Source organism: Actinomadura scrupuli, assembly GCF_050971785.1.
Taxonomy (GTDB): Bacteria; Actinomycetota; Actinomycetes; order Streptosporangiales; family Streptosporangiaceae; genus Actinomadura_E; species Actinomadura_E scrupuli.
The window spans coordinates 214,020-238,438 of record NZ_JBPCCU010000001.1; the positions used below are offsets into that span (position 1 = coordinate 214,020).

Sequence of the window (24,419 nt, forward strand, 5' to 3'; positions counted from 1 at the left end):
TCCCGTGAGCAGGCAGGTAGACGTGACGTCCCCCACTTCCCCCCCACGCCGCAGCCGGCCCATCCTCGGCCTCGGTGTCGTGCTCGTCATCGCAGCCCTGGTCGTGGGCGCCGTCGTCGTGCTCTGGCCCGACGGCAAGGACCGCCACCTCACGGCGTACTTCACCAGCGCCGTCGGGCTCTACCCGGGCGCCGACGTCCGGGTGCTCGGCATCAAGGTCGGCCAGGTGACCAGCGTGAACCCGGCCGGCGCCTCGGTCCGGATCGACATGAAGTACGACGCCGACCAGAAGATCCCCGCGAACGCCCAAGCCGTGATCGTCAGCCAGACGCTGGTCTCCGACCGCTACATCCAGCTCACCCCCGTCTACCGGGGCGGCGGCGTGCTGGCGGACGGCACGACGCTGCCGGTGACCCGTACGGTCGTGCCGGTGGAGGTCGACGACGTCACCGGCAGCCTGAACGGCCTCAACAAGGCGCTCGGGCCGGAGGGCGCCAACTCCAGCGGGGCGCTCTCCCGGCTGCTCCAGGTCGGCGCGAGCAACCTCAGCGGGCAGGGAGAGGACATCCGCGGCACCATCAAGGACACCGCGACGGTGCTCAGCACGCTCAGCGAGGACCGCAAGGACATCACCGCGACGGTGGAGAACCTGCGCAAGATCACCGCGGCGCTGGCGGCCAACGACCAGCAGGTCCGCAGCTTCACCGACAACCTGGCGGGGGTCTCGGGACAGCTGGCCGGCGAGAAGGACGAGCTGGGGGCCGCCCTGGAGACCCTCGGGCCGACGCTGCGCAACGTCACCCAGTTCGTCAAGGGCAACCGCACCGAGCTGGCCGCCAACGTACGGCAGCTCGCCCAGGTGACGGCGGTGCTGGTCAAGCAGAAGGACGCGCTGGGCGAGTTCCTGAGCACGGCGCCGGTCGGCATCGCCAACCTGGCGCACGCCTACGACCCGATCAGCGGCACCCTGGGCACCCGCGCGGACCTCCGCCAGTTCAAGAACCCGGCCATGTGGATCTGTTCGCTGGCCTACTCGCTGGGCTCCCCGCCCAAGCAGTGCGAGGCGATGCTGGCTCCGCTGAACAAGGCGGCCGCCGGCATCAACCTGAACCTGGACCTGTCCTGGATCACGGCGCTGACCACCACCTACGACCCCGTACTGCCGCCCCCGGACGCCTACGGCCCCAACGGCAAGGGCGGCAAGGCCAAGGCCGGCAAGGGTGCCAAGGCGGGCACGACGGCCCGGACGGGCGGCACCGACCCGAACAAGACCCTCGGCGGGCTCTTCCCTGGAGGTACCCGATGAAGCGCCGTGTGCTGCCCACCCGGCACGGGGGCAAGGCGGTGACCGCGGCCGCGGCGTTCACCGGGCTGCTCGCCCTGTCGGGGTGCTCGTTCGGCGGCATCTCCTCACTGCCGCTGCCCGGCGGCCCGGACACCGGCAGCAACCCGTACGAGGTGAAGGTCGACTTCGCCAACGTGCTGGACCTGGTGCCGCAGTCCACCTGCAAGGTCAACGACGTCTCGGTCGGCAAGGTCACCAAGATCCGGCTGCAGGGCTGGCACGCGCAGGTCGTGTGCAAGCTGCGCAGGGACGTGAAGCTCCCGGACAACGCCGTCGCCACCATCGGCCAGACCAGCCTGCTGGGTGAGAAGTACGTCGCCCTGTCGGCGCCGACCCAGGAGGCCCCGTCCGGCACGCTCAGTCAGGGCGACGAGATCCCGCTGTCGCGCACGACCCGTACGACCGAGGTGGAAGAGGTGCTGTCGGCGCTGTCGCTGCTGCTCAACGGCGGTGGCATCGAGCAGGTGTCGACCATCACCCAGGAGCTCAACGCGGCCCTGCACGGGCGTGAGGACACCATCAAGGACGTGCTGCGGCGGGTCAACACCTTCGTCGGCACCCTGGACCGGCAGAAGGCCGACATCACCCGGGCGCTCGACAGCATCGACCGGCTCTCGGGCAAGCTCGCGGCGGAGAAGAAGACGATCGCCGACACCATCGACAAGACCGGCCCGGCCGTCCAGGTCCTCAAGCAGAACCGGGCGGACCTCACGCAGATGCTGGTCAGCCTCGGCAGGCTCGGCGACGTCACCACGAACGTGATCAACAAGTCGCGGGCCGACCTGCTGGCCAACCTCAAGGCGCTGGAACCGCTCCTGATCAACCTGAACCGGGCGGGCGCGAACCTGCCCAAGGGGCTGGAACTGCTGTTGTCGTATCCGTTCCCGCCGACCTACACCAACACCCAGGTCGGCGACTACGCCAACATCCACATGACGATCGACCTCGATCTGAAGAACCTGGCGCACAACCTGCTCGGCGGCACCGCCCTCGACGGGCAGCTCGCCAAGCAGGGCGACCAGCTGCGGTCCCAGCTCAAGCCGCCGCAGATCATCATTCCGCAGTCGCCGCTGGGCGTGCTCCCGGCCGGGCTGACCTCGGCCACCGGGCAGTCCGGCGGGTCGACCGGCGGCACCGGCGGCACCAACACGGGCGGGGCGCTCCCGCCGGCGGGCAGTGCCGAACCCGGCGTGCAGACGCTGATCACGGGAGGGCTGTCATGATCAAGCCTGGTGTCAAGCTCCAGCTGATCGCCTTCGCGATGATCACAGTGCTGGGGGTCGGCTACACGCTCGTGCACTACCTCGGCTTCGGCTCGGGGCTGTTCAACACCCGGTACACGGCGTACGTCGAGATGGCCGACTCGGGCGGCGCGTTCACCAACTCCGAGGTGACCTACCGCGGCGTACGGGTGGGCCGGGTCGGGCCGATCAAACTGACCCGGGACGGCGTGCGCATCGAGCTGAAGCTCGACCGCGGGCGGCACATCTCCCGGGACACCATCGCGGTGGTGGCCAACCGCTCGGCGGTCGGCGAGCAGTACATCGACCTGCAGCCGCGGACCGACAAGGGCCCCTACCTCGACAGCGGCCCCGCCTACACGATCAAGGAGACCCGGGTCCCGGTCCAGACCTCCGAGCTGCTCAAGAACATCGACAAGCTCGTCACCTCGGTCGATCCCAAGGACCTGGGCACCATCGTGGACGAGCTGAACAAGGGGTTCGCCGGCTCGGCCGCGGACCTGCAGACGATCCTCGATTCCAGCGACAAGCTGGTCAAGGAGCTCGACGACAACTACGACTCCACGTCCGAGCTGCTCGACAACAGCAAGACCGTGCTGGCCACCCAGCGGGACAAGGGCGCGGCGATCAAGACTTTCGCCCGCAACCTCTCCGTCCTCACCGAGGAGATCCGCAAGGACGACCCGAGCATCCGCTCGGCGATCAGTGCCACCGGGCCCACCGTGGTCCAGGTGAGCAAGCTGATCGACGACCTGGGCCCGACCCTGCCGGTGCTGCTGTCGAACCTGACCGCGACCGGGCAGGTGATCGCCCAGCGCATCGACGGGCTGCGGTCGCTGCTGATCCTCTACCCGGCGACCCTGGGCGGCGCCTTCACCGTCACTCCCGGAGACGGCACCGAGCACTTCGGCCTGGTCCTGAACTTCGACGCGCCGCCGCCGTGCACCAAGGGCTACGAGAAGGCCCGGGTCCGCTATCCACAGGTCACCAGTAATCCGCCCGCGAACCTCAACCTCGGCTGTACCCTGCCGAAGAGCTCGAATCTGGTCGTCCGGGGTGCTCGCAACGCTCCCGCGCCCCGGCCCGGCCCGGCGCTCCCCGCCGGTGCCACGGACGCCGCCGGTGCGCCCCCCGGCGGGGCGTACGGCTCCTCCGGCTCCTCCTCCGGGCGGAGCCAGGCGAGCGGCCAGAGCAAGGAATCAGACTCCAAGATCCTGCCGTACCAGGCTGCGTCGACTAATTCGGTCTATATGACCGGCTACGATCCCGTGACCGGCGCATACGTCGGGCCGGACGGTAAGCGGTACGTCGTCGGGGCGACCGGAGGACAACAGCGCCTATTGGGGGATGCCTCGTGGAAGTGGCTCTTGCTAGGACCGCTGACGAAGTGACGTCAGACGAGTCCGAGACGGTACCCGCCCGGGCCACCGCCGGGCGCGGGATGTGGATCGCCGCCGCTCTGCTGGGGGTGCTGATCGTCGGCCTGTCGGCGACGGCGATCGTGCTCGGGCTGGGAGTGGGCCACGCGCAGGACGCCGTGGACCGCCGTACCCAGATCGAGCGCGCCGCCCGGCAGGAGGCCGTCAACCTCGTCAACGTCGACTACAGGCAGGCTCAGCAGGCCTCGGACCGCATTCTCAGCGGCGCCACCGGTGAGTTCAAGGACCAGTGGGGCAGCACGGTCTCCAAGCAGTTCCTGGACGTCATGACCAAGGGCAAGGCCGTGCAGACGGTCCAGACGGTCCACGCCGGGGTCGTGAACTTCGACTCCGACTCGGCGGAGACCATCGTCTCCGTCACGGCCCTGGTGGTCACACCGCAGGTGTCCAAGGGCGTTCAGCGCAATTACCGATACTCGATGGAGCTCACGCGGGTCGGCGATCGCTGGCTCGTGTCGAAGGTGGTGCTGGTCCCATGACGATGCTGGGTCGTCGCAAGCGCGACAAGAGGGCCAAAGAGGCCGCGGCCGACGAGGAGACCACGGCCACCGAGGCCCAGGCCGAGGACGAGTCCGCCGAGGACGACGCCGCGGACGCCGTGGACGTGGCGGACCAGGACCTGGCCGAGGATGATCTGGCCGACGAGGACCCTGCGGACGAGGAGCTCGCCGACGAGGAGGACTCGGCCGGCGAGGAAGCCGACGAGGAAGCCGACCAGGACGAGCAGGACGAGCTGGACGAGCCCGAGGAGCAGGCCGGGTCCAAGCCGGTCAAGGGCAAGCAGGCCAAGGGCGTACAGGCCCAGAGCAAGCCGGCCAAGGGCAGGCAGGCTAGGGTCGTCAAGACCGCCCGGCCCGAACCGGTCGAGGACGAGGACGACGACGAGCCCGCCGGTTCCCGCCGGGGCCCGGTGCTGATCGTCGCCGTGCTGTCGGTGGTCGCGATCGCGCTGACCGCCACGGTGGTGCTGCTGTGGTCCTGGCAGAAGGACCTGAACGCCAAGGAGAGCGCGGCGAAGGACGGTCTCAACGCGGCCACCAGCGCCGCCCAGGACTTCTCGTCGTACGACTACCGGACCCTGGAGTCCAATTTCAAGACGTCCGCGAACGCCGCCACCGGGGCCTTCCGGCAGCAGTACATGGACATGATGGGCCGGGTCCGCGAGACGGCCATGCAGCAGCAGATCGTCGTGGTCGGCACCGTGCTCAAGGCCGGGGTCGAGCAGGTCGGCGCGAAGCAGGTCGTCGCGGTGGTCTTCCTCAACCAGGAGACCAGCAGGCTGAACCAGCCGCGCGGCACCGACCAGTACCGGCTGCGGCTCACCGTGGACAAGGTGGGGAGCCGCTGGCTGGTCTCCAAGGTCGAGGCCCTCTGACCGGACACGCGACCAGGATCCGGACGTTCGAGCGGCCGGCCCCCACGGGGGCCGGCCGCTTGATCTTTTAGGTCCGTTTTCGGGGGTCCAGGACCGGTACCGTGTGATCCAGGTCTCTAAACTGTGGCGTTACTCACTGCTGATCCGTGCACGAAATGTCCACGTCAGCCCTTGACTGGGCGGCGCTGACGAGCAATCCTACGAGGCAACTGTGATGCATACTGCGGGGCTAGAGTTGCGTGCAGTGTGCCGGTCGGCTACACTGCCCCTTTGCGCTGCCTTCTGACTTTTCACGCGCGAGTGCCACCTCTGAGCTTCCTGCTCACGGCCTTGCCATGGAAGGTCTGGCCTGCGCGTCGTCAGCCCGCCGCGAGCCCTCGGAAGGACCACTCTTGGCAGCCTCGCGCAACGCCTCGAAACCCGCAACCGGTCCGAACCGCGTATCTTTCGCGCGCATCAAGGAGCCGCTCGAAGTCCCGGACCTCCTCGCGCTGCAGACCGAGTCCTTTGACTGGCTGCTGGGCAATGAGAGGTGGAAGTCCCGGGTCGAGGCGGCCCAGGAAGCCGGTAGCAAGAGCGTCCCGACCCAGTCGGGTCTCGAGGAGATCTTCGAGGAGATCAGTCCCATCGAGGACTTCTCCGGGACCATGTCCCTCTCGTTCCGCGATCACCGGTTCGAGCCGCCCAAGTACTCCGTCGAGGAGTGCAAGGACAAGGACATGACCTACTCCGCGCCGATGTTCGTGACCGCGGAGTTCATCAACAACTCCACTGGAGAAATCAAGAGCCAGACGGTGTTCATGGGCGACTTCCCGCTCATGACCCCGAAGGGCACCTTCATCATCAACGGCACCGAGCGTGTCGTCGTCTCACAGCTCGTCCGTTCGCCCGGCGTGTACTTCGACCGGCAGCTCGACAAGGCGTCCGACAAGGACATCTACGGCTGCAAGGTGATCCCGTCGCGCGGTGCATGGCTCGAGTTCGAGATCGACAAGCGCGACAACGTCGGGGTCCGGATCGACCGCAAGCGCAAGCAGGGCGTGACCGTCCTGCTCAAGGCGCTTGGCTGGGACGAGGCCCGGATCCTCGAGCGTTTCGGTGACTACGAGTCGATGCGCATCACCCTGGACAAGGATCACACCACCGGCCAGGACGACGCTCTGCTCGATATCTACCGCAAGCTGCGCCCGGGCGAGCCGCCCACGAAGGAGTCGGCGCAGACGCTGCTGGAGAACCTCTACTTCAACTCCAAGCGGTACGACCTCGCGAAGGTCGGCCGTTACAAGGTGAACAAGAAGCTGGGGCTCGACCTGGGCGTCCGTCAGGGCACGCTGACCGAGGACGACATCGTCGCCACGATCGACTACCTCGTCCGGCTGCACGCCGGTGAGGAGGAGGGCACCGTCGGTGGCGCCCCCGTACCGGTCGAGGTCGACGACATCGACCACTTCGGCAACCGCCGGCTGCGCTCGGTCGGCGAGCTCATCCAGAACCAGGTCCGCCTGGGCCTGGCCCGGATGGAGCGCGTCGTACGGGAGCGGATGACCACTCAGGACGTCGAGGCGATCACGCCGCAGACCCTGATCAACATCCGGCCGGTCGTCGCCTCCATCAAGGAGTTCTTCGGCACCAGCCAGCTGTCCCAGTTCATGGACCAGACCAACCCGCTGGCCGGCCTGACGCACAAGCGGCGTCTGTCCGCGCTGGGTCCCGGTGGTCTGTCCCGTGAGCGGGCCGGCTTCGAGGTCCGTGACGTTCACCCGTCCCACTACGGCCGGATGTGCCCGATCGAGACCCCGGAAGGCCCGAACATCGGCCTGATCGGCTCGCTCGCGAGCTTCGGGCGGATCAACCCGTTCGGGTTCGTCGAGACGCCGTACCGGAAGGTCGTCGACGGCATCGTCACCGACCAGATCGACTACCTGACGGCCGACGAAGAAGACCGGCACATCAAGGCTCAGGCCAACTCGCCGATCAACGACGACGGCACGTTCGTGGAGGAGCGCGTCCTCGCCCGCCGTAAGGGCGGTGAGGTCGAGTTCATCCGGCCCACCGAGGTCGACTACATGGACGTCTCGCCGCGCCAGATGGTGTCTGTGGCCACGGCCATGATCCCCTTCCTCGAGCACGACGACGCCAACCGGGCCCTGATGGGCTCGAACATGCAGCGTCAGTCCGTACCGCTGCTGCGCAGTGAGGCGCCGCTGGTCGGCACCGGCATGGAGTACCGTGCCGCGACCGACGCCGGCGACGTCATCACCGCGGAGAAGGCGGGCGTGGTCGAGGAGGTCTCGGCCGACTACGTGACGATCATGAACGATGACGGCACGCGCAACACCTACCGGGTCGCCAAGTTCAAGCGCTCCAACCAGGGCACGTGCTTCAACCAGAAGCCCATCGTGGACGAGGGAGCGCGCGTCGAGGTCGGGCAGGTCCTGGCAGACGGACCCTGCACCGACCAGGGCGAGATGGCGCTCGGCAAGAACCTGCTCGTGGCGTTCATGCCGTGGGAGGGCCACAACTACGAAGACGCGATCATCCTCAGCCAGCGGCTGGTCCAGGACGACGTCCTCTCCTCGATCCACATCGAGGAGCACGAGGTCGATGCCCGGGACACCAAGCTGGGCCCGGAGGAGATCACCCGGGACATCCCGAACGTCTCCGAAGAGGTCCTCGCCGACCTGGACGAGCGCGGCATCATCCGCATCGGCGCCGATGTCGTCACCGGCGACATCCTGGTCGGCAAGGTCACGCCCAAGGGCGAGACCGAGCTGACCCCGGAGGAGCGCCTGCTTCGGGCGATCTTCGGGGAGAAGGCCCGTGAGGTCCGCGACACCTCGCTGAAGGTGCCGCACGGTGAGTCCGGCAAGGTCATCGGTGTCCGCGTGTTCAGCCGGGACGAGGGCGACGAGCTCCCGCCGGGCGTGAACGAGCTGGTCCGCGTGTACGTGGCCCAGAAGCGGAAGATCACCGACGGTGACAAGCTGGCCGGCCGGCACGGTAACAAGGGTGTCATCTCCAAGGTGCTGCCGGTCGAGGACATGCCGTTCCTCGAGGACGGCACCCCGGTCGACATCGTGCTCAACCCGCTCGGTGTGCCCGGCCGGATGAACGTCGGCCAGGTGCTCGAGACCCACCTCGGATGGGTGGCCAGCCGTGGCTGGAAGGTCGAGGGCGACGACGCCGACTGGAAGAAGGCGCTCAAGGCGATCGGCGCCGACGAGGCTCCGCCGTGGACCAAGGCAGCGACCCCGGTCTTCGACGGCGCCCGCGAGGACGACGTCACCGGGCTGATCGAGCACACCCTGCCCAACCGGGACGGCCAGCGCATGGTCGGTCCGGGCGGTAAGGCACGGATGTTCGATGGCCGGACCGGTGAGCCCTTCAAGGACCCGATCTCCGTCGGATACATTTATATTCTGAAGCTGCTCCACCTGGTCGACGACAAGATCCACGCTCGTTCGACGGGTCCGTACTCCATGATCACCCAGCAGCCGCTCGGCGGTAAGGCCCAGTTCGGTGGCCAGCGGTTCGGTGAGATGGAGGTGTGGGCACTGGAGGCGTACGGCGCCGCCTATGCCCTGCAGGAGCTGCTCACCATCAAGTCCGACGACGTCCTCGGCCGCGTGAAGGTGTACGAGGCCATCGTCAAGGGCGAGAACATCCCGGAGCCGGGCATCCCGGAATCCTTCAAGGTGCTCATCAAGGAAATGCAGTCGCTGTGCCTGAACGTTGAGGTGCTCTCAAGTGACGGCATGTCCATCGAGATGCGCGACACCGACGAGGACGTCTTCCGCGCTGCGGAAGAGCTCGGCATCGACCTGTCCCGGCGTGAGCCGAGCAGTGTCGAAGAGGTCTGATCAACTCAAGGGGAAACAAGTTGCTTGACGTCAACTTCTTCGACGAGCTTCGGATCGGCCTGGCGACCGCAGACGACATTCGCCAGTGGTCCCACGGCGAGGTCAAGAAGCCGGAGACGATCAACTACCGGACTCTCAAGCCGGAAAAGGACGGACTCTTCTGCGAGAAGATCTTCGGCCCGACCCGCGACTGGGAGTGCTACTGCGGTAAGTACAAGCGCGTCCGGTTCAAGGGCATCATCTGTGAGCGCTGCGGCGTCGAGGTGACCCGTGCCAAGGTGCGTCGTGAGCGGATGGGCCATATCGAACTGGCCGCCCCGGTCACGCACATCTGGTACTTCAAGGGCGTGCCCAGCCGTCTCGGCTACCTGCTCGACCTGGCTCCGAAGGATCTCGAAAAGATCATCTACTTCGCGGCCTACATGATCACCAGCGTCGACACCGAGAAGCGCGAGCGGGATCTTCCCACGCTCGAGGCGCACATCTCGGTGGAGCGCCAGCAGATCGAGCAGCGGCGCGACGCGGAGCTCGAGGCACGGCAGCAGAAGCTCGAGGCCGACCTGGCCGAGCTCGAGGCCGCCGGCGCCAAGGCCGACCAGCGCCGCAAGGTACGCGAGAGTGCCGAGCGCGAGATGAAGCAGATCCGCGACCGTGCCCAGCGCGAGCTGGACCGGCTCGACGAGGTCTGGAGCCGCTTCAAGAGCCTCAAGGTCCAGGACCTCGAGGGCGACGAGATGCTGTACCGCGAGATGCGCGACCGCTTCGGGAAGTACTTCCAGGGCGGCATGGGCGCTCGCGCGATCCAGGCTCGCCTGGAGAACTTCGACCTCGAAGCCGAGGCGGAGAAGCTTCGCGAGATCATCCGTACTGGCAAGGGACAGAAGAAGGCCCGGTCGCTCAAGCGGCTCAAGGTCGTCTCCGCGTTCCTCAACACCACCAACACACCGCTCGGGATGGTGCTGGACTGCATCCCGGTCATCCCGCCGGACCTGCGCCCGATGGTGCAGCTCGACGGTGGCCGGTTCGCCACGTCCGACCTGAACGACCTGTACCGCAGGGTCATCAACCGGAACAACCGGCTCAAGCGCCTGCTCGACCTGGGCGCGCCCGAGATCATCGTCAACAACGAGAAGCGGATGCTGCAGGAGGCCGTCGACGCGCTGTTCGACAACGGCCGCCGCGGCCGGCCGGTCACCGGCCCGGGCAACCGCCCGCTCAAGTCGCTGTCGGACATGCTCAAGGGCAAGCAGGGACGGTTCCGGCAGAACCTGCTCGGTAAGCGCGTCGACTACTCCGGCCGTTCGGTCATCGTCGTCGGCCCGCAGCTGAAGCTGCACCAGTGCGGTCTGCCCAAGCAGATGGCGCTGGAGCTGTTCAAGCCGTTCGTGATGAAGCGGCTGGTCGACCTCAACCACGCGCAGAACATCAAGAGTGCCAAGCGCATGGTGGAGCGCGCCCGCGCGGTCGTGTGGGACGTGCTCGAAGAGGTCATCACCGAGCACCCGGTGCTGCTCAACCGGGCACCGACCCTGCACCGTCTCGGCATCCAGGCCTTCGAGCCGCAGCTGGTCGAGGGCAAGGCCATCCAGATCCACCCGCTCGTCTGCACCGCGTTCAACGCGGACTTCGACGGTGACCAGATGGCCGTGCACCTGCCGCTGTCGGCCGAGGCCCAGGCCGAGGCGCGCATCCTGATGCTCTCGACCAACAACATCCTCAAGCCGTCGGACGGCAAGCCCGTCACCATGCCCACCCAGGACATGGTGATCGGCCTCTACTGGCTGACGACCGACAAGGACGAGGCCGAGGGGGCGGGCCGTTCGTTCGGCTCCATCCCCGAGGCGATCATGGCGTACGACCAGGGGAAGCTGGATCTGCAGGCCAAGATCCAGCTCCGGCTCACCGACGTCCCGCCGCCGCGCGGCTGGCAGGCGCCGGAGGGCTACGAGGCCGGTCAGCCGTACCGGCTGGAGACCACCCTCGGCCGGGCGCTGTTCAACGAGACGCTGCCGCCCGACTACCCCTTCGTGAACTACGAGGTGGGCAAGAAGCAGCTCTCGGTGATCGTCAACGAGCTGGCGGAGACGTACCCGAAGGTCACCGTCGCCAACGCGCTCGACGCACTCAAGAGCACCGGTTTCCACTGGGCCACCCGGTCCGGCGTGACGATCTCCATCGAGGACGTCATCGCGCCGCCGAACAAGGCCGAGATCCTGTCGGGGTACGAGAAGCGCGCCGACAAGGTCCAGCGGGAGTACGACCGTGGTCTGATCACCGACGACGAGCGCCGTCAGGAGCTCATCGAGATCTGGAACCACGCGACCGCGGACGTCGCCAAGGACATGGAAGCGGCCTTCCCCAAGACCAACCCGGTCTGGATGATGGTCAACTCCGGTGCCCGTGGTAACCCGCTGCAGATCCGGCAGATCGCCGGTATGCGCGGTCTGGTGTCCAACCCCAAGGGTGAGACCATCCCGCGGCCGATCAAGTCGTCGTTCCGTGAGGGTCTGTCGGTCGTCGAGTACTTCATCTCGACGCACGGCGCCCGGAAGGGTCTGGCCGACACCGCTCTGCGTACCGCCGACTCCGGTTACCTGACGCGTCGTCTGGTCGACGTCGCCCAGGACGTCATCGTCCGTGAAGAGGACTGCGGCACCGACCGCACCATCCCCTTCCGGGTGGCCGACAAGACCGCCGACGGCACGCTGGTCAAGCCGACGACGTCGGAGACGGCCCTGGTCGGCCGGACCATCGCCGAGGACATCGTGGTCGACGGGACGGTCATCTTCCCGGCCGACACCGACCTCAGCGACCCGGTCATCACCAAGCTCGTCGAGGCGGGGGTCGAGGAGGTCAGGACGCGCAGCGCCCTGGTCTGCGAGGCCAAGGTCGGCGTCTGCGCCGCCTGCTACGGCCGTTCGCTGGCCACCGGCAAGCGGGTGGACGTCGGTGAGGCCGTCGGCATCATCGCCGCCCAGTCCATCGGTGAGCCCGGCACCCAGCTGACCATGCGTACGTTCCACACCGGCGGTGTCGCCGGTGCGGACATCACGCACGGTCTGCCGCGTGTCCAGGAGCTGTTCGAGGCGCGCATCCCCAAGGGTGTCGCCCCGATCAGCGAGGTCGCCGGCCGCGTCAAGATCGACGAGACCGAGAAGACGCGCAAGATCATCATTGTGCCGGACGACGGGTCCGAGGAGATCGCCTACCCGGTCTCCATGCGGTCCCGCCTGCTGGTCAAGGACGGTCAGCACGTCGACGTCGGCCAGCAGCTCATCGTGGGTGCGATCAACCCGCACGAGGTGCTGCGGATCCTCGGCCCGCGCGCGGTCCAGCTGCACCTCGTCAGCGAGGTGCAGGAGGTCTACCGCTCGCAGGGTGTGTCGATCCACGACAAGCACATCGAGATCATCGTTCGGCAGATGCTCAAGCGGGTGAACATCCTCGAGGCCGGGGAGACCGACCTGCTGCCGGGCGACCTGATCGAGCGGCCGATCTTCGAGCGGACCAACCGGTCCGTCGTCGCCGAGGGCGGTACCCCGGCTGCCGGTCGTCCGGTGCTCATGGGTATCACCAAGGCGTCGCTGGCCACCGAGTCCTGGCTGTCGGCGGCGTCCTTCCAGGAGACGACCCGGGTGCTCACCGAGGCGGCCATGCACTCCAAGAGCGACTCGCTGCTGGGTCTCAAGGAGAACGTCATCCTCGGAAAGCTCATCCCGGCCGGTACCGGCATGCCGCAGTACCGCAACATCCGGGTCGAGCCGACCGAAGAGGCCAAGGCGGCGGTCTACTCCGTCGGTTCCTACGACGACGGCGCCGAGTACGCCTTCGGCACGGGCTCCGGCGAGGCAGTGCCGCTGGAGGAGTACGACTTCGGTCAGTACAACCGCTAGCGAGGTCGGTCAGGGTGCCGTACGGCACCGCTGACCACCGGGCTCAGCAGCTCAGAGGCCCTTCCCGAGCTTTTCGGGAAGGGCCTCTGGCGTTACCGGGGCCCCGCCGGCGACGGATCACGGGCAAGACGGGATATTCTTCGCCGATCATGGTCCGCGACTACCGAGGTGCGCATGATGTGGGGCCGTCGGCCGTGGTGGGACGGGATCGCGAGGTGCGCGGACGGAACGCACCAGATCTGGACGGGAAACCTGCTCCTGCGGACGCTGATGTCCTGGGAGTTCAGCCTGGCCGCCGCCGGTGGCAGCGACCCGGAAGCCCAGCGCTGGCTGGGCTGGAGGCCTGACCAGCTCATGTCCTCCCACGAGCGGAAACGGTTGCTGGCCAAGCGGGTCCGGCGGGTGGGCACCCTCTGGCTCGAGTCGGCCGATCCCTGCCCCGGCCAGCTGCTCGCCATCGATCCGGCCGGCCGCCGCTACGCGGGTCTGGTCTCGATCGACCTGGAGCGTCTCGAGATGGGCGGCTGGCTGGCGTCCGGCTATCGAGGCCGGGGCCTCGGGACCGAGCTGTTCGCCGGGGGTGCCCGGTTCGCGCACCGGCATCTCGGCCTCCCCGACATCTGGGCCGGTGCCGAGCCGGCCAACAAGGCCAGTAGCCGGGCGCTGGCGTCTGCGGGATTCCGGTTCGTCGAGGGACCCAGGGAGCACCGCCTCTCCGACGGGCGGGTGATACCCGCCGCCTGGTTCCACCACGGTGAGCCCTCAGCCGCCCGGTGCGAGACCGGGACGTCCGGCTGACGGGTCCGGACGAGTCGCGTGCGGGCGGCGGGGTCGGCCCACCCCCACGGTCCTTCGAAGGTCGCCGGTTGCTCCTCCGGGCGAGGGCCGGACGGTGGTCGGTGGGAGCTCTTCGGGGCCGGCTTGCCGAGAGGGGGACGGGCCGCACCGCGGCCGGGCGGCGTCCGGGCGATCGACGGATGAGGTGACCGTGCGGTAACCGGTGGTGACCTGCCGGTGCTCACGGAAGCGCGGTGATTTGCGGTGTGACAAGGTGCACGGCAGGCTGTATGAAGAAAACCCAGCGGGGTGATACCCGCACGCCCGGACGGGGGTCTGGGGTGATGGCACTGAAGGAGCCTGACGATGACCGAGCAGGGCGGCACGCAGGGACCGCAGTGGCCGTTGCCGGATGAGTCCGGGACGGGCGCGCCGGTGAGCGGCCAGAGCGACGAGAACAAGGGCGCCGACGACAACAAGGACGCCGAGGGCGCGAAGATCGACCCGCCTGTCCGGCCGCCGGGTGATCGCACCGTGGTATTCGGCGCACCGCAGCTCGGTGGGTCCGCGCCCGCCGGCGCGCCGGCGCCCAGGTCACCCGAGCCGCCCGCGGAGAGCCCCGCGGCGCCGTACGGCCAGGCGCCGGCGGCACCCGCGTACGGGCAGCCTCCGGTCTCCGCGGCCCCCTACGGGCAGCCCGCGGATCCGTACGCGCAGCCCGCGGCGCCCCAGGACCCTTACGCCCAGCCGCCCGGCGCCCAGGAGCCCTACGGCCGGCCCGCGCAGCCGCAGGCCCCCTACGGCCAGCAGCCGGGCCAGCAGTACGGGCAGCAGCAGTACGGCCAGGCACCGGCCGGCCAGCCCGAGTACGGGCAGCAGCAGTACGGCCAGCAGCCCGGCCAGCAGCAGTACGGCCAGCCTGGGTACGGGCAGCAGCACTACGACACGCAGCCCGGCCAGTCGCCCCAGGAGCCGCAGCAGTACGGCCAGCCCCAGTACGGCCAGCAGCAGTACGGCCAGCAGCCCGGTCAGCAGCCGGGCGGCCAGTACGGTCAGCCCGAGTACGGCCGGCAGCCGGCCCCGCAGGAGCAGCAGCCGTACGGCCGCCAGGCCGAGTCGCCGGGAGCCTACGGACAGCCGCCCGCGCAGCCGCAGGACCTCTACGGTCAGCCGCAGCAGAGCCAGCCCCAGCAGCCCCAGCAGGGCCAGCCGTACGGTGAGCAGCCCGGCTACCCGCAGGAGCCGCAGGCCGGGTACGAGCACGGCCAGGACGCGGGCCGGCAGCCGAGGCACGCCCAGCAGCCGGGCTCCTACGCGCAGCCGGACCAGACCTACGGGCAGCAGTACGGCCAGCCGGAGCAGTACCAGCCGTACGCCCAGCCGGGTGCCCCCGGCCGGACCGAGCAGCCGTACGGGCAGACGGCACCGGACCCGTACGGTCAGCAGCCGGCTCCGGGCTACGGAGGCGGCCAGGAGGGCGCCACGCCGCAGTCGTACGGGCAGCCGTCCTATGACCGCTCGCCGGAGGCCCGGGAGCAGCGCGACCAGCCGTCCCACGAGCAGCAGGCCGCTTCCGGCGGCCCGGCCACCGCGGCGTGGACTCCCGGGGACGAGCAGGCCACCGCGGCCTGGACGCCCACCGACGACATCCAGGTCACGCCGACCAACGACCGCCTGGTGGCGGGGGAGAGCTCCGTCGATCCATGGCAGGCTCCCGCCGCCCCCGAGACGCCGAGAGCGGCTGCGGGCGGCCGGTCGTCGTCCGGTGAGCCCGACCCGGGCCCGGCCACGCCGGTGAACGCTCCGCCGGCCACCGCGCTGGACCGGCCGCTGTCGTCGTTCGGGCTCGACCCGGGCGGCTCCGACGCGGGCGCCACGTCCGGTTCGCGGGCGGAGGACGCCGCCGACGGAGACCGGACCATGATCGTGCCGCCGCCCGCGCAGGGCGGCGGGTTCGGTGCCGCCGCCGACGAACCGCCCGCGTACGGGCAGCAGCCGTCCTACGGTGAGCAGCAGTCCTACGGCGAGCAGCAGCCGTCGTACGGCCAGGGTCAGGCCACGCCGGGGGCTCAGGACGAGGACTCCATGGCGACCCAGGCGTTCCGCGCCTCGACGCCGGCCGCCGACGACGCCACCCGGGCCGATGCCGGCCAGCCGTGGCAGAGCCGGTCGGAGCCCGCCGCGGAGCAGCAGCCCTACGCCCAGGGTGGCTACCCCGCGTACGGCCAGCAGGACGCGACTCAGGGCCACGACCAGCAGCAGCCCTATGGCCGGCCCGAGGGTCAGCAGTACCCCCAGCAGCCCTACGGCCAGCAGCAGGAATACGGCCAGCAGCAGTACGGCCAGGAGCAGCAGTACGGCCAGGACGGCCGGCCGGGCTACGGCCAGCAGTACGGCCAGCAGCAGCAGTACGGCCAGGAGGGCCGGCCGGGCTACGCCCAGGAGGGCCAGCAGGGCTACGGCCAGGAAGGCCAGCAGGGCTACGGCCAGGAGGGCCGGCACGCCGCCGCCCAGCAGGGGTACGGCCAGGAGGGCCAGCAGGCCTACGCGCAGCCCGAAGGCCGGCACCACGGTCAGCAGCAGGGCCAGCAGCAGGGTCAGCAGGGCTACGGCCAGCACGCCTACGGTCAGCAGGGCGATCAGCAGCAGGGCGGCCAGTACCAGGGCGGTCAGCACCAGGGGCAGTACCAAGGTGGTCAGCACCAGGGCCGGCAGGGCGCCGAGGGCTACCCGGGCTACGGCACGGTGGGCGAGTACCACGAGGACTCGGCCAAGTCGGGCTCCAACAAGCTGATGGTCTTCGGCATCGGAGCCGTCATCGTGCTCGTCGTGGTGGCGATCCTGGTGTTCTTCCTGCTCTCCGGCTGAGCCCGGCTCCGGCCCCGGCCGGGCCCATGTCCGCGTGGCCTCTTCCCTAATCGCACCAGGACAGGACAGAATGCCGACGGGAGCATCCCGTCGGCGTTCTGCCGTTATGATGGCCGGGAAGGTCGTCGCGACGGGCACTCCTGCCCTTCGTTTTGACCTTTGACGCAAGGGTTAGGTAGTCTCTCCCTTCGTGCCCGCGGTTCGCGGGTCAGTCTGCGTGCGTGCTGGCACTTGCCGCGCGCCGCAGCTCAACTCCCCGGCTCGATCCGGCCCCTCTTCGTGGGGAGCCGGGCGCATTGCGGAGGGCGCGACACGCCCGACCGCGGGGGTCGGAGAGGTCGGGAAACCGGCAGGTCACAGCTTCGCAAGAGGTCGTGATTGAACAGATAAGACTTACCGGCTCGTACGAGGAAGACGGAGACGCGGTGCCCACGATCCAGCAGCTGGTCCGCAAGGGCCGCCAGGACAAGGTGACCAAGAACAAGACGCCGGCGCTCAAGGGGAGCCCGCAGCGTCGGGGTGTCTGCACGCGGGTCTACACGACGACGCCGAAGAAGCCGAACTCTGCGCTTCGCAAGGTCGCTCGTGTCCGGCTGACGAGCGGGATAGAGGTCACGGCCTACATCCCCGGCGTCGGGCACAACCTGCAGGAGCACTCGATCGTGCTCGTGCGTGGTGGCCGTGTGAAGGACCTCCCGGGTGTTCGATACAAGATCATCCGCGGTTCCCTGGACACCCAGGGCGTCCGGAACCGCAAGCAGGCTCGCAGCCGCTACGGCGCGAAGAAGGAGAAGAGCTGATGCCGCGCAAGGGACCCGCTGGCAAGCGCCCGCTGATCGCCGACCCGGTGTACAACTCGCCGCTGGTCACCGCGCTGATCAACAAGGTGCTCCTCGACGGCAAGCGCTCGATCGCCCAGAGCATCGTGTACGACGCCCTCGAAGGCGCTCGTGAGAAGAGCGGCAACGACCCGGTCGTGACGCTCAAGCGCGCGCTCGACAATGTGAAGCCGACCCTCGAGGTCCGCAGCCGCCGTGTGGGTGGCGCGACCTACCAGGTGCCGGTCGAGGTGCGCCCGGCGCGCAGCACCACCCTCGCGCTGCGGTGGCTGGTGCTGTACTCCCGTGCGCGCCGTGAGAAGACGATGACCGAGCGGCTGATGAACGAGCTGCTCGACGCGAGCAATGGCCTCGGCGCGAGCGTGAAGAAGCGCGAGGACATGCACAAGATGGCCGACTCCAACAAGGCCTTCGCCCACTACCGCTGGTAATCAGCGGCAGACGACGTACGAGACGACGCAAGGAACGCGAGCACAGTGGCTACTCACACCGGTGTGGACCTGTCCAAGGTCCGCAACATCGGGATCATGGCTCACATCGACGCGGGCAAGACCACGACGACCGAGCGCATCCTCTACTACACGGGGATGAGCTACAAGATCGGCGAGGTCCACGACGGAGCTGCGACCACCGACTGGATGGAACAGGAGCAGGAGCGCGGCATCACGATCACGTCTGCCGCGGTGACCTGCAAGTGGCCGGTCGACAAGGTCGAGCACACCATCAACATCATCGACACCCCCGGGCACGTCGACTTCACCGTTGAGGTGGAGCGGTCGCTCCGGGTGCTCGACGGCGCGGTCGCCGTGTTCGACGGCGTCGCCGGTGTCGAGCCGCAGTCCGAGACCGTGTGGCGTCAGGCCGACCGGTACGGCGTGCCGCGGATCTGCTTCGTTAACAAGCTCGACCGGGTCGGCGCTGAGTTCCACCGCTGCGTCGACATGATCGTCAACCGGCTGAGCGCGGTGCCGCTGGTGCTGCAGCTGCCGATCGGCGCCGAGGCGGACTTCAAGGGCGTCATCGACCTGGTCGGCATGAAGGCCCTGGTCTGGAACGCCGAGGCCAAGCTGGGCGAGATGTACGACAGCGTCGACATCCCCGACAGCCACGCCGACGTCGCGCGTGAGTGGCACGACAAGCTGATCGAGACGCTGGCCGAGGCCGACGACGAGATCATGGAGCTGTACCTCGAGGGCAACGAGCCCACCGAGGAGCAGGTGATCCCGGCGATCCGGCGGGCCACTCTCGCGGCCAAGCTCACTCCGGTGCTGTGCGGCACGGCCTTCAAGAACAAGGGCGTGCAGCCGCTGCTCGACGCCATCGTGCGTTACCTCCCCTCGCCGGTCGACGTGGACGCCATCGAGGGCCACAAGATGGGCAACGAGGACGTCGTCATCGCCCGCAAGCCGAGCGAGGACGAGCCCTTCGCCGGTCTGGCATTCAAGATCATGAGCGACCCCCACCTGGGCAAGCTCACCTTCGTCCGGGTCTACTCGGGCGTGCTCGAGACCGGCACGGCGGTGCTCAACAGCGTGCGCGACCGCAAGGAGCGCATCGGCAAGATCTACCGGATGCACGCGAACAAGCGTGAGGAGATCGAGCGCGTGGGCGCCGGCGACATCGTCGCCGTCATGGGCCTCAAGCAGACCACCACCGGTGAGACGCTGTGCGACCCGGGCAACCCGGTGATCCTGGAGTCCATGACCTTCCCCGCGCCGGTCATCCACGTCGCGATCGAGCCGAAGACCAAGGTCGACCAGCAGAAGCTGGGCACCGCGATCCAGCGGCTCGCCGAGGAGGACCCGTCCTTCCAGGTCCGTACGGACGAGGAGACCGGGCAGACCATCATCGCGGGCATGGGCGAGCTCCACCTGGAGATCCTCGTCGACCGGATGAAGCGCGAGTTCAAGGTCGACGCCAACGTCGGCCGTCCGCAGGTGGCGTACCGCGAGACCATCCGCCGCACGGTGGACAAGCTCGAGTACACCCACAAGAAGCAGACGGGTGGCTCCGGCCAGTTCGGCCGGGTCATCATCAAGCTCGAGCCCCTCGGCGGCGGCAGCGACGCCTACGAGTTCGAGAACAAGGTGACCGGTGGCCGTATCCCGCGGGAGTACATCCCGTCCGTGGACGCGGGCTGCCAGGACGCCGCCGAGTTCGGGGTCCTCGCGGGCTACCCGATGGTCGGCATCAAGGTCACTCTGCTGGACGGCGCCTACCACGAGGTCGACTCCTCGGAAATGGCGTTCAAGGTGGCCGGCTCCATGGCGTTCAAGGAAGCGGCCCGCAAGGCCGACCCGGCGCTGCTGGAGCCCATGATGGCGGTGGAGGTCACCACGCCCGAGGACAACATGGGGGATGTGATCGGCGACCTCAACAGCCGCCGGGGCCAGATCCAGGCCATGGACGAAGTGCACGGCGCACGGGTCGTCAAGGCCATCGTTCCCCTCTCCGAGATGTTCGGCTACGTGGGTGATCTGCGCAGCAAGACCCAGGGCCGGGCTGTTTTCACCATGCAGTTCGACTCCTACGCGGAGGTTCCCGGGAACGTCGCGCAGGAGATCATCGCGAAGGCGCGGGGCGAATAAGCGCTGCTGCCGCAGACCAGCCAGACAAATAGCCAGAACCATCAAAGACGAACGTCGCAGGGCGTCAGATTCTCAAGGAGACACCAGTGGGCAAGGCCAAGTTCGAGCGGACGAAGCCGCACGTAAACATCGGCACCATTGGGCACATTGACCACGGTAAGACCACCCTTACCGCAGCGATCACCAAGGTGCTCCACGACCGGTACCCGAACCTCAACGCCGCCTCCGCCTTCGAGGACATCGACAAGGCGCCGGAGGAGCGCGAGCGCGGTATCACCATCTCGATCGCGCACGTCGAGTACCAGACCGAGAAGCGTCACTACGCGCACGTGGACTGCCCCGGTCACGCGGACTACATCAAGAACATGATCACGGGTGCCGCGCAGATGGACGGCGCGATCCTGGTCGTGGCCGCGACCGACGGCCCGATGCCGCAGACCAAGGAGCACGTGCTCCTGGCCCGCCAGGTCGGTGTTCCCTACATCGTCGTGGCGCTCAACAAGGCCGACATGGTCGACGACGAGGAGATCCTCGAGCTCGTCGAGCTGGAGGTCCGTGAGCTGCTGTCGGAGTACGAGTTCCCGGGCGACGACCTGCCGGTCGTGCGCGTCTCGGCGCTGAAGGCCCTCGAGGGCGACGCCGAGTGGGGCGAGAAGATCATCGAGCTCATGACCGCCGTGGACGAGAACGTCCCCGAGCCGGTTCGTGACACCGAGAAGCCCTTCCTGATGCCGATCGAGGACGTTTTCTCGATCACCGGTCGTGGCACCGTCGTCACCGGCCGGATCGAGCGCGGTGTCGTGAACGTCAACGAGACCGTCGACATCATCGGCATCAAGGAGAAGGCCACCACGACGACCGTCACCGGCGTCGAGATGTTCCGCAAGCTGCTCGACCAGGGCATGGCCGGCGACAACGTCGGTCTGCTGCTGCGCGGCATCAAGCGTGAGGACGTCGAGCGCGGCCAGTGCATCATCAAGCCGGGCACCAACACCCCGCACACCGAGTTCGAGGCGCAGGTCTACATCCTGTCCAAGGACGAGGGCGGCCGCCACACGCCGTTCTTCAACAACTACCGCCCGCAGTTCTACTTCCGCACCACGGACGTGACCGGCGTCGTGCACCTCCCCGAGGGCACGGAGATGGTCATGCCGGGCGACAACACCGAGATGCGCGTCGAGCTCATCCAGCCCATCGCCATGGAAGAGGGCCTGAAGTTCGCGATCCGGGAGGGTGGCCGCACCGTCGGCGCCGGCCGGGTCATCAAGATCCTCAAGTAGTAACAGCAGCAACCGGTCGTCGTCACGGACCCGCGGGGGGCATGCCCCCACCGTCCTCAGGGGCGGACGGGGCCAAGGCCCCCCGCGGGTCCGCGGCACGATCTCCGAAGTAACCAGCGGCACTACCAGTAAAGGACACCGAGGCCACCATGGCGGGACAGAAGATCCGCATCCGGCTCAAGGCCTACGACCACGAGGTCATTGACTCCTCGGCGAAGAAGATCGTCGAGACGGTGACGCGGACGGGCGCCAAGGTCGCGGGCCCGGTGCCGCTGCCGACCGAGAAGAACGTGTACTGCGTCATCCGCTCGCCGCACAAGTACAAGGACTCGCGCGAGCACTTCGAGATGCGCACGCACAAGCGGCTGATCGACATCATCGATCCGACGCCCAAGACGGTCGACTCGCTCATGCGGCTCGACCTTCCGGCCGGCGTCGACATCGAGATCAAGCTCTAAGGACGCGCCAGAGATGAGTAACAACAGGAAGGGCGTCCTGGGCGAGAAGCTCGGAATGACCCAGGTCTTCGACGATGAGGGCCGGATGGTTCCGGTGACCGTCGTCCAGGCCGGGCCGTGTGTCGTCACCAAGGTCCGTACCGCCGAGTCCGACGGCTACCAGGCCGTCCAGCTCGGTTATGGGCAGATCGACCCGCGCAAGGTGAACAAGCCGCGCACGGGTCACTTCGAGAAGGCGGGCGTGACCCCACGCCGCTACCTCGTCGAACTGCGGACCGACGACGCCTCCGAGTACGACCTCGGCCAGGAGATCACCGTTGAGGTCTTCGAGGCCGGCGCCAGGATCGACGTCACAGGCACCAGCAAGGGCAAGGGCACCGCGGGTGTCATGAAGCGCCACGGGTTCAAGGGCCTCGGCGCTTCGCACGGCACGCAGCGCAAGCACCGTTCGCCCGGCTCCATCGGCGGTTGCGCGACCCCGGGTCGCGTCTTCAAGGGCATGCGCATGGCCGGGCGGCACGGCAACGCCCGCACGACCGTCCAGAACCTGACCGTCCACGCCATCGACGCGGAGAAGGGCCTGCTGCTCATCAAGGGCGCTATCCCCGGTCCGAACGGCGGCCTGGTTCTGGTCCGTACCTCGGTGAAGGGAGCGGGCAAGTGACCAGCAAGCTGGACATCGAGCTGGCCCCCGGGATCTTCGACCAGAAGGTCAACATTCCGTTGATCCACCAGGTCGTCGTCGCGCAGCTGGCCGCGGCCCGTCAGGGCACGCACAAGGCCAAGACCCGCGGCGAGGTCTCCGGTGGCGGCAGGAAGCCGTACCGGCAGAAGGGCACCGGCCGGGCGCGCCAGGGCTCCACGCGAGCCCCGCAGTTCGCCGGCGGTGGCGTCGTCCACGGCCCGCAGCCGCGTGACTACAGCCAGCGGACGCCCAAGAAGATGAAGGCGGCCGCGCTGCGCGGTGCGCTCTCGGACCGGGCTTCGCACGGCCGCGTGCACGTGGTCAGCGCTCTGCTCGAGGGCGACGCGCCCAAGACCAAGGACGCTCTGACCGCTCTGCGTTCGGTGATCGAGGCCAACCGTGTGCTCCTGGTCCTGGACCGGGAGGACGAGGTGACCTGGAAGAGCCTGCGCAACGAGCCGAGCGTGCATGTGATCATGTCCGACCAGCTCAACACCTACGACGTCCTCGTCAACGACGAGGTCGTCTTCACCGAGAAGGCGTACGAGGACTTCCTCGCCCACGCGACGAAGACGAAGCAGGGGAGCGACAAGTGAACAAGATCGCTGACCCCCGGGACATCCTCCTCGCGCCGGTCGTCTCGGAGAAGAGCTACGGACTGCTGGACGAGAACAAGTACACGTTCCTCGTGGCACTGCACGCCAACAAGACCCAGATCAAGCAGGCGGTCGAGTCGGTGTTCGGGGTCAAGGTCGTGAGCGTGAACACGATCAACCGGCCTGGCAAGCGCAAGCGGACCAAGTACGGCTATGGAAAGCGTCCGGACACCCGGCGCGCCATCGTCAGCCTGGCCGAGGGCGAGCGCATCGACATCTTCGGCGGCCCGGCCGCCTAGGCCGGCAGCACCGAGGTAGATAAGGGATGAACGAATAAGATGGGCATCCGTAAGTACAAGCCGACGACCCCGGGTCGTCGAGGCTCGAGCGTGGCCGACTTCGTCGAAGTCACCCGCCGCGAGCCCGAGAAGTCGCTGCTGCGGCCGCTCCCGAAGAAGGGCGGCCGGAACGCGCACGGCCGGATCACCACCCGTCACCAGGGTGGCGGTCACAAGCGCGCGTACCGAGTGATCGACTTCCGGCGCCATGACAAGGACGGCGTGCCGGCGAAGGTCGCGCACATCGAGTACGACCCGAACCGCACCGCTCGCATCGCGCTGCTGCACTACGCCGACGGGGAGAAGCGCTACATCCTCTGCCCGTCCGGCCTCAAGCAGGGCGACCGGGTCGAGAACGGCGTGGGCTCGGACATCAAGCCCGGCAACTGCCTGCCGCTGCGCAACATCCCGACGGGTACGGTCGTGCACGCCATCGAGCTGAAGCCTGGTGGCGGCGCGAAGCTGGCCCGCTCGGCGGGCTCCGGCTGCCAGCTGCTGGCCAAGGAGGGCAAGTACGTCACCCTCCGGATGCCCTCGGGCGAGATGCGCCTGGTCGACGCGCGCTGCCGCGCCACCATCGGCGAGGTCGGCAACGCCGAGCAGTCGAACATCAACTGGGGCAAGGCCGGCCGGATGCGGTGGAAGGGCAAGCGCCCGACCGTCCGCGGAGTCGCCATGAACCCGATCGACCACCCGCACGGTGGTGGTGAGGGCAAGACGTCCGGCGGACGCCACCCGGTCAGCCCGTGGGGCCAGAAGGAAGGCCGCACGCGCCAGGCCAACAAGGCCAGCGACCGGCTCATCATCCGTCGGCGCAGCAAGAAGAAGCGGTAGGAG

General features: G+C 68.2%; 18 protein-coding genes. All 18 read left to right on the forward strand.

The window, feature by feature from the left end; all coding sequences use genetic code 11:
- The first annotated feature begins 22 nt into the window (after nt 1–22).
- The 18 genes from ACRYCC_RS01070 (at nt 23) to rplB (ending at nt 24,416) form a co-directional block, all read left to right on the forward strand.
- Nucleotides 23–1,306 (forward strand): MCE family protein, encoded by a 1,284-nt coding sequence (locus ACRYCC_RS01070; protein ID WP_433807681.1) that lies wholly within the window; start codon nt 23–25, stop codon nt 1,304–1,306.
- The gene (locus ACRYCC_RS01075) at nt 1,303–2,568 is read left to right on the forward strand and encodes an MCE family protein (RefSeq protein WP_433807683.1); all 1,266 of its coding nucleotides are present in this window, start codon (nt 1,303–1,305) and stop codon (nt 2,566–2,568) included. Before ACRYCC_RS01070 ends, ACRYCC_RS01075 begins: the two co-directional genes overlap by 4 nt.
- On the forward strand, nt 2,565–3,977 hold the full coding sequence (locus ACRYCC_RS01080) for an MCE family protein (protein ID WP_433807685.1): 1,413 nt from the start codon (nt 2,565–2,567) through the stop codon (nt 3,975–3,977). The genes ACRYCC_RS01075 and ACRYCC_RS01080 overlap by 4 nt, the downstream gene beginning before the upstream one ends.
- Nucleotides 3,974–4,504 (forward strand): Rv1363c family protein, encoded by a 531-nt coding sequence (locus tag ACRYCC_RS01085; RefSeq protein WP_433807687.1) that lies wholly within the window; start codon nt 3,974–3,976, stop codon nt 4,502–4,504. The genes ACRYCC_RS01080 and ACRYCC_RS01085 overlap by 4 nt, the downstream gene beginning before the upstream one ends.
- Nucleotides 4,501–5,400: an Rv1363c family protein gene (locus ACRYCC_RS01090; RefSeq protein ID WP_433807689.1), complete on the forward strand. Its 900-nt coding sequence runs from the start codon at nt 4,501–4,503 to the stop codon at nt 5,398–5,400. Before ACRYCC_RS01085 ends, ACRYCC_RS01090 begins: the two co-directional genes overlap by 4 nt.
- Before the next feature lie 392 nt (nt 5,401–5,792).
- Nucleotides 5,793–9,260, forward strand: coding sequence for a DNA-directed RNA polymerase subunit beta (gene rpoB, locus ACRYCC_RS01095; RefSeq protein ID WP_433807691.1), 3,468 nt, complete (start codon nt 5,793–5,795; stop codon nt 9,258–9,260).
- Between the two features lie 20 nt (nt 9,261–9,280).
- A complete protein-coding gene (locus ACRYCC_RS01100; protein ID WP_433807693.1) occupies nt 9,281–13,153 on the forward strand; it encodes a DNA-directed RNA polymerase subunit beta' in 3,873 nt (1,290 codons plus the stop codon).
- Nucleotides 13,154–13,327: 174 nt separating this feature from the next.
- Nucleotides 13,328–13,951: a GNAT family N-acetyltransferase gene (locus ACRYCC_RS01105; RefSeq protein ID WP_433807695.1), complete on the forward strand. Its 624-nt coding sequence runs from the start codon at nt 13,328–13,330 to the stop codon at nt 13,949–13,951.
- A gap of 345 nt (nt 13,952–14,296) precedes the next feature.
- Nucleotides 14,297–16,798, forward strand: a complete 2,502-nt coding sequence (locus ACRYCC_RS01110) for a hypothetical protein (protein ID WP_433807697.1) — start codon at nt 14,297–14,299, stop codon at nt 16,796–16,798.
- Nucleotides 16,799–17,223: 425 nt separating this feature from the next.
- A complete protein-coding gene (gene rpsL / locus ACRYCC_RS01115; RefSeq protein ID WP_019632621.1) occupies nt 17,224–17,598 on the forward strand; it encodes a 30S ribosomal protein S12 in 375 nt (124 codons plus the stop codon).
- Nucleotides 17,598–18,068, forward strand: coding sequence for a 30S ribosomal protein S7 (gene rpsG, locus ACRYCC_RS01120; RefSeq protein WP_433807700.1), 471 nt, complete (start codon nt 17,598–17,600; stop codon nt 18,066–18,068). Before rpsL ends, rpsG begins: the two co-directional genes overlap by 1 nt.
- Nucleotides 18,069–18,113: 45 nt before the next feature.
- Nucleotides 18,114–20,225 carry an elongation factor G gene (gene fusA, locus ACRYCC_RS01125; protein ID WP_433807702.1) on the forward strand — a complete coding sequence of 704 codons (2,112 nt, stop codon included), beginning with the start codon at nt 18,114–18,116 and terminating at the stop codon, nt 20,223–20,225.
- Nucleotides 20,226–20,311: 86 nt separating this feature from the next.
- A complete protein-coding gene (tuf, locus tag ACRYCC_RS01130) occupies nt 20,312–21,505 on the forward strand; it encodes an elongation factor Tu (RefSeq protein WP_433807704.1) in 1,194 nt (397 codons plus the stop codon).
- A 149-nt stretch (nt 21,506–21,654) separates the two neighbouring features.
- Nucleotides 21,655–21,963 (forward strand): 30S ribosomal protein S10, encoded by a 309-nt coding sequence (gene rpsJ / locus ACRYCC_RS01135; RefSeq protein ID WP_012854632.1) that lies wholly within the window; start codon nt 21,655–21,657, stop codon nt 21,961–21,963.
- Nucleotides 21,964–21,976: 13 nt separating this feature from the next.
- Nucleotides 21,977–22,627 (forward strand): 50S ribosomal protein L3, encoded by a 651-nt coding sequence (rplC, locus tag ACRYCC_RS01140; RefSeq protein WP_433807707.1) that lies wholly within the window; start codon nt 21,977–21,979, stop codon nt 22,625–22,627.
- Nucleotides 22,624–23,244, forward strand: coding sequence for a 50S ribosomal protein L4 (gene rplD / locus ACRYCC_RS01145; RefSeq protein WP_433807709.1), 621 nt, complete (start codon nt 22,624–22,626; stop codon nt 23,242–23,244). The genes rplC and rplD overlap by 4 nt, the downstream gene beginning before the upstream one ends.
- Nucleotides 23,241–23,543 (forward strand): 50S ribosomal protein L23, encoded by a 303-nt coding sequence (gene rplW, locus ACRYCC_RS01150; protein ID WP_433807711.1) that lies wholly within the window; start codon nt 23,241–23,243, stop codon nt 23,541–23,543. The genes rplD and rplW overlap by 4 nt, the downstream gene beginning before the upstream one ends.
- 39 nt (nt 23,544–23,582) lie before the next feature.
- Nucleotides 23,583–24,416 (forward strand): 50S ribosomal protein L2, encoded by an 834-nt coding sequence (rplB, locus tag ACRYCC_RS01155; protein WP_433807713.1) that lies wholly within the window; start codon nt 23,583–23,585, stop codon nt 24,414–24,416.
- The last annotated feature ends 3 nt before the right edge of the window (nt 24,417–24,419 follow it).